Below are 7,280 nucleotides of genomic sequence, written 5' to 3' on the forward strand. Positions count from 1 at the left end.
GGGGGCTTCGGGGGCTTCGGGGGCTTCGGAAGAGTCAACAGTGGATACACATAGTGGGAGCATCTTGCTCCCGAAGCTCCCCCATCTCTCGAAGCTCCCCCATCTCCCGAAGCTCCCCCATCTCCCGAAGCTCTCCCATCTCCGCGTCCCCGCATCCTCTTCCTAAGCCCCAACCGCCTCCTTCGCGGCATACATCACCTCGATCGAAATTTCCGAGAGATTCCGTTCGCGGGCGAATTTTTCCGTGTTGCGCTTCACCTTACCCCGCACGAAGCCGGGAACTTTGTTCAACTCTGCCCTGGCGTCCTTCGTCCAATTCAAATCGGAATCGGCGGACATTCCTTTGTGAATCACTTCCTTGGTATCGTGACCGCCAAAAATTTCGAGCAAATGGTCTTCCATCCCTAGGGTAAAGGAATTGTAGACCAAATCCGCCACTTGGTTCGTGCCTTCATAACCCAAAAACGGCTTGTAACCGATGGGGAAATTTTGGATGTGGATGGGGGCGGCAATCACGCCGCAGGGAATGCTCAATCGCTTGCCCACGTGGCGTTCCATCTGGGTACCGAAAATAGCCGACGGTTCGATGCGGGCGATCGCATCGGCAATTTCGCCGTTGTCTTCGCTGATGAGGATTTCGTCGCAATACTCGCTCACCTCTTTGCGGAACCAGTCGGCATCGTACTTGCAGTAGGTTCCCGCCATGACAACGTGAATTCCCATCTCCCGCGCTAGAATTTTCGTCATCGCAGCAGCGTGGGTGTTGTCGCCGAATACGACGGCTTTTTTCCCCGTCAGGTTTTGGCAGTCGATGGAACGGGAGAACCACGCCGCCTGGGAGACGAAGCGGGTTTGGGTGTCGATGAATTCTTCGTAATCGACGTTTGCCCCTTGCACGTTGATGACTTGTTGAATTTTGCGGATGCAGCGAGCGGTTTCGACGACCCCCATGGGCGTAATATCGATGTAGGGCATCCCGAATTCCCGCTCTAAATACTGAGCCGCCATCACGCCGATTTCCCGGTAGGGAACCAGGTTAAACCAGGCGCGGGGAAGGTTTTTCAAGTTGTGGACGGATGCGTCTTCGGGGATGACTTCGTTGACTTCAACGCCCAAATCCGCCATCAGCCGCTTGAGTTCGATGCTGTCGTGCTGGTTGTGGAAGCCGAGGGTAGAAATACCGATGATGTTGACAGAGGGCTTTTCGGTTTTGCCTTCGGGCAGTTCCCCTTTCTTGCGGGCTTTTTGGATGTAGTACTGAACGATTTGTTCGAGGGTGCGATCGGCTGCTTGCAGCTCGTTGACGCGATAATGGTTCACGTCGGCCAGCATCACGTCGCCCTGGGAATCCATTTGAGCGCGATCGACGAAATTCTGCAAATCTTCTTGCAAAATACTCGACGTACAGGTGGGGGTGAGGACGATCAGATCGGGATTTTCTTCTTTGTCCTTGCGGGTGATGTTGTTGACGACTTTTTCTTGGGAACCCCGCGCCAGGACGTTGCGATCGACCACGCTAGCAGTCACGGGCGTGTAGTTTCGTTCCCGTTCGAGCATCGATCGCATAACGTTAAAATAATCGTCGCCCAGCGGCGCGTGCATGATGGCGTGAACGTTTTTGAAAGAGCTGGCTACCCGCAGCGTGCCAATATGAGCCGGACCGGCATACATCCAATACGCTAATTTCATCGGGAATTTTTCCTCGTTCTATGCTAAAAGGACCGTGGAGAAAGATTGTGAAAAGAGACTTTTGAAATCGTTTTCGATCGACGTACCTATCGTTTGCGCGAATGAAGTGGTCCTCGGCGTTTCCTTAACTCAGAGCGATCGGAAACGACTCAAGCGCCCACCATAAAGGACTATATCGGTTCGATCGACGTTTTTTCGATTCTCGATGTATTGCTTAACATAATCGGAATATTGCTTAACATAATCAGCGTCACATGACCATCGGCACTCCACTCTGGACCATCAGCCGAAATTTGAAATGTGCGAGTTCGAGGTCTTGCCCTTGTTTTGGGCTGTCGGGTGGAGGCTGAGTTGGATTTGGGAGAGAATTGAAGATGTGAAGGCGATCTTCAGTGTTAGATAGGCTGACTTTGCTTCAGTTGCGAAGCGTTCTCGTGCAAGTGCGCAATCGCAACCCTCAAACCCCAAATGACCTTCGCTCAATTCAACTTAGGAGTATTCATGAGCAAAGCCAGTTCTCGTGTTTGCCTAAAATCTATTGCTCTTGTGTTTCTCGGACTGACGGCTTCTCCCGTTCGATCGCAGATTACTCCCGATGCCACCTTACCCAATCATTCGATCGTTCTTCCCAATGGCAGCCTCTTCACCATCGAAGGAGGAACCCAAGCCGGAACCAACCTCTTTCACAGTTTTGAGGAATTCTCGATTCCCACGGGAAGCGAAGCATTTTTTAATAACGCCCAAAGCATCGACAACATCATCACCCGGGTCACTGGAGGCAATCTTTCCAATATTGACGGGTTGATTCGCGCCAACGGAACGGCGAACCTGTTTCTGATTAACCCCAACGGCATCGTATTGGGAGCGAACGCACAGTTAGATATTGGCGGGTCGTTTCTCGGCAGTACCGCCGAGAGGGTACTGTTTGCAGATGGGAGTTTTTACAGTGCCACAGACACCTCTGGGAGCGGAACGGGGGCATCACCCTTACTTTCAGTCAACGTTCCCCTGGGTTTGCAGATGGGGTCGAGTTCCGCTGCCATTGAGGTCAACGGGAACGGACATAACTTCAGCGTCGACACCTTTGCCCCCTTAGAGCGCAACGATACGCCATCGGGATTTCAGACTTCCGGTAATACCCTCGCACTCGTCGGAGGCGACATCACTCTCAATGGGGGAATCTTGACGGCTGAAAGCGGACGCCTCGAACTTGGGGCAGTGAGTGGGAATGCCCAGATTGTTGGCGTAGAGGCAACAGACACTCAATTGACCCTCGATTATACCCAAGTCGAGCAATTCGGAGATATTCAACTGAACACCGGTGCGGTTGCCGATGCCAGTGGCACCGGGAGTGGTTCGATTCAGATCCGGGGAGGGAGTTTATTACTCGATCGGGGGTCGGCTTTGATTCTCGAAAACTCCGGAGGGCAACCCGCCGGATCGATCGATATCCAAACCACGGAATCCGTAGAATTGATTAACGATGACCCCAATTTGACGACTGGCAGTTTTATCTTCAGCGATGCCCTAAATTCCGGAAGTGGGGGAGATATTTCGATTGCGACCCCACAACTGACAATGCAGGGAAACAATGCTGTCATCCGAGCCTTGACCCTTGGGGAAGCTGAGGGGGGAAATATCGACATCGATGCAGGAGAGATCGCGATCTCCTCTGGACCGAGGCGTACTTCAAGTGTTGCCCTTCGAACTTTGGGGACGGGCAATAGCGGCAATTTGAGTGTCGAAGCCCGGACGATAGTCCTCGATGGCGGAGCTTTTGTCAATAACGTCAATGGGGGTTCCGGTTCCGCTGGAAATATTACAATTGAGGCGACAGAATCGATCGAGTTGCGGGGAACGATCCGAAATTCCCTCATCGGTTCCTCGGCGGTGAGTGCGATGGGGAATGCCGGCGAGATCCTCATCGAGACCCCCAGGCTAAGCGTGCGAGACGTTAGCATTATTAGTTCTTCCACCTTTGGGGCCGGGAGTGCCCGAAGCATTACGGTGAATGCCTCTGAATTCATTCAGGTTGAGGGAAGTGGATTCAACGGCACGGCGAACCGCTTCGATCCCACTCAAATTCGATCGGCGGGGATTCTCCTGCCGGCTTCGGTTCGAGAGCGTCGCGGATTACCCGATACCGTCACGGGAAATGCAGGTAATGTCATCCTCAATACCCCCCGCTTGCAAGTATCTGACGGGGCAACGGTTACCGTCCGACACGAGAGCGTCGGAGATGCGGGAAACTTACAGGTCAATAGTGACGAGATTTTACTCGATCGTGAAGGCACTCTCACCGCTTCCACCATTTCTGGGGAAGGGGGAAATATCGAATTGCAAGGGCTAGACGCTTTGCAACTGCGCGATGGTGCGGCCATTGACGCTGAGTCTTTTGGCATCGGCAACGGTGGCAACATTACCATCAACTCCAACACCATTGCCCTGCTCGAAAACAGTCAAATCAATGCCAGTGCCCTCGAAGGGGCAGGGGGAAATATTAATATTTCCACACTCGGACTGTTCGTTTCTGGCGACAGCAGCATTACCGCCAGCTCCCAATTTGGGGTTGATGGCATCGTCAGTGTCGATAACCCGATTATCGATCCGGCATCGGGACTGGTCGCCATCACTACAGACCCCCTCAACTCCAATACTCAACTTCAAGATAGCTGCGACATTGCCACCCGCAGCCGGTTCGCCATCACGGGCAACGGCGGACTCCCACCGGACCCCACTGAGTCTTTTCAAAGCCCAACGCTATGGAGAGATACCCGCTTGGGTGAAATTGACACCACCGAGATCGATCTCTCCAATGTCGAATTGACACCTCACTCCGGTGAAACGGTTTCCATGGATGCTCCACCCGATCCCCTTATCGAAGCTACCGGATGGACGCGCCGCGAGGATGGTACCGTGGAGTTAGTCGCCCGATCGGGATCGACCCACAGCCCTTGGCATCCATCTCCCGATTGCCAGACCCTGACGCAAAGTAATTAGACTCAACCGCTCTGCGGCGGCAAACTTTTCTACCCTTCGCGCGATCGCCTCTGTGACTCCCAATTCAACCGGTTTTCCCATCCCTCTATCCCTAGGGCTAACTTCGTTATTTTTGACAACCCCCAGTGTCGCTCAAATTATCCCGGATGCGACGCTACCCAATCATTCGATCGTTCTTCCCAATGGCAGCATCGTCACCATCGAAGGGGGAACCCAAGCCGGAACCAACCTCTTTCACAGTTTCGAGGAATTCTCCATTCCCATGGGAGGAGAAGCATTTTTTAATAACGCCCAAAGCATCGACAACATCATCACCCGCATCACCGGAAGCAATCTCTCGGATATCGACGGATTGATTCGTGCCAACGGAACGGCGAACCTATTTTTGATGAACCCCAACGGCATCGTATTGGGAGCGAACGCACGGTTAGAGATTGGTGGGTCGTTTCTTGGGAGTACTGCGGAGAGTTTGCTGTTTGAAGATGGCAGTTTTTATAGTGCCACGGAACCTAACACACCGCCGTTATTAACGGTGAACGTTCCCATGGGTTTGCAGATGGGGTCAAATTCCGGTGCGATTCAGGTTAACGGGAACGGACATAACTTCAGCGTTAATCCCTTTGCCCCCTTAGAGCGCAACGATACCTCATCGGGATTTCAGGTGGCTGCCGGTCATACCCTCGCACTCGTCGGAGGCAACGTGACCCTCAATGGTGGCATTCTGACCGCCCAGAGCGGACGCATCGAACTTGGGGCGGTGGGTGGGAATGCCCAAATTGTTGGCGTGGAGGCAACAGACACTCAATTGACCCTCGATTATGCCCAAGTGCAGCAATTCGGGGATATTCAACTGAAAACCGATGCGGTTGCCGATGCCAGTGGCGCCGGGAATGGTTCGATTCAGGTCCGCGCCCGGAATTTATTACTCGATCGGGGGTCGGCTTTGATTCTCGAAAACTCAGGAGAGCAACCCGCCGGATCGATCGATATCCAAACCACGGAATCCGTAGAATTGATGAACGACGACGCCAATTTGTCCGTTGGCAGTTTTATCTTCAGCGATGCCTTAGATTCCGGAAGTGGGGGAGATATTTCGATTGTGACCCCACAACTGACAATGCGGGGAACCAATCATCTGATCCGAGCCTTGACTGTTGGGGAAGCAGATGGGGGCAATATCGAGATCGATGCAGCGAATGTCGCGCTTTTCTCGAGTACAAGCGATACTCCAATTATCGATCTTCGGACTTTGGGGGCGGGCAATAGCGGCAATCTGACCGTCAAAACCCGTACCGCAATCCTGGAAGAGGGGTCTTTTTTTAGTGGGAGTGAGGGTTCCGGTTCCTCTGGTGGGATTACGATTGAAGCGACAGAATCAGTCGAGTTGGGGGGAATAGTCAGCAATTCGTTCGTCGGTTCGTTGGCAGTCAGTGCGATGAGTAATTCCGGTGAGATTACCATCAATACCCCCAGGCTCACGGTGGGAAACGGTAGCATTATTAGTTCTTCAACTGTTGGGGCAGCTCGGGCTGGAAACGTTACGGTGAATGCGTCTGAATTCATTCGGGTTGAGGGAGGTGGATTCAATGGCGCAGCAGACCGCTTCGAACCCAGTCAAATTGGATCGGCAGGAATATTACTTCCCGAAGCAGTCAGACTGGCTCGGGGACTGCCAGATACCGTCTCGGGAAATGCAGGCAACATCGTTCTCAACACCCCACGCTTGCAAGTGTCCGATGGGGCAACGGTTACCGTCCGACACGAGAGCGTCGCAGATGCGGGTAACTTACAGGTTAATGCGGACGAGATTTTACTCGATGGCGAAGGGACTCTCACCGCTTCGACGACTTCTGGGGAAGGGGGAAATATCCAGTTGCAAGGACTCAACGCTTTGCAACTACGCGATGGTGCTCTCATTAATGTTGAGTCCTTCGGCATCGGCAACGGCGGCAATATTGCGATTGACTCCGACACCATCGCCCTGCTCGACAACAGTCAAATTAATGCCAGTGCCATTGAAGGAACCGGAGGCAACATCCAAATTACCACGCTCGGACTCTTCGTTGCTCCCAATAGCCGCATTACTGCCAGCTCTCAATTTGGGGTCGATGGCATCGTGATCGTCGATAACCCGATTGTCGATCCGACATCGGGACTGGTGACCCTCAATACCGATCCCCTCAACTCCAACACTCAACTTCAAGATAGCTGCGACATTGCCACCCGCAGCCGGTTCGCCATCACGGGCAATGGCGGACTCCCACCAGACCCCACCCAACCCTTCCTCGGACAAACGGTATGGCGGGATACCCGCTTGGGTGAAATTGATACCACCCAATTAGAATTACCTCCCCATTCCGATCGAACCCCCCCAACGGATTCTCCAGCGAACCCCTTTGTTGAAGCCACCGATTGGATCGTCAATCCTCAAGGTGATGTCGAACTGGTTGCCGCAGTTCCGGGTACGGGAGACTTTGGATTCGCTCGTGCCGAGTGCGAGGATTTGGTGGATAATCGATAATGGTCGATCGATGTATGGGAAAAATAAAACCCTACACCCCACACCCCATACCCCACACCCCACACCCCAC

General features: G+C 53.3%; 3 protein-coding genes. 2 read left to right on the top strand and 1 reads right to left on the bottom strand.

Annotated elements, in window-relative coordinates; genetic code table 11:
- Window positions 1-162: 162 nt before the first annotated feature.
- Window positions 163-1,689, bottom strand: a complete 1,527-nt coding sequence (gene bchB / locus AC2215_RS24320; protein WP_486812609.1) for a ferredoxin:protochlorophyllide reductase (ATP-dependent) subunit B — start codon at window positions 1,687-1,689, stop codon at window positions 163-165.
- Window positions 1,690-2,190: 501 nt separating this feature from the next.
- Here bchB and AC2215_RS24325 point away from each other — a divergent pair.
- Complete coding sequence (locus AC2215_RS24325; RefSeq protein ID WP_486812610.1) at window positions 2,191-4,689, top strand: two-partner secretion domain-containing protein; 2,499 nt, start codon at window positions 2,191-2,193, stop codon at window positions 4,687-4,689.
- Window positions 4,690-4,741: 52 nt separating this feature from the next.
- Window positions 4,742-7,210: a two-partner secretion domain-containing protein gene (locus AC2215_RS24330; RefSeq protein ID WP_486812611.1), complete on the top strand. Its 2,469-nt coding sequence runs from the start codon at window positions 4,742-4,744 to the stop codon at window positions 7,208-7,210.
- Window positions 7,211-7,280: the final 70 nt, after the last annotated feature.

The sequence above is a fragment of the Zarconia sp. genome (genome assembly GCF_057467645.1).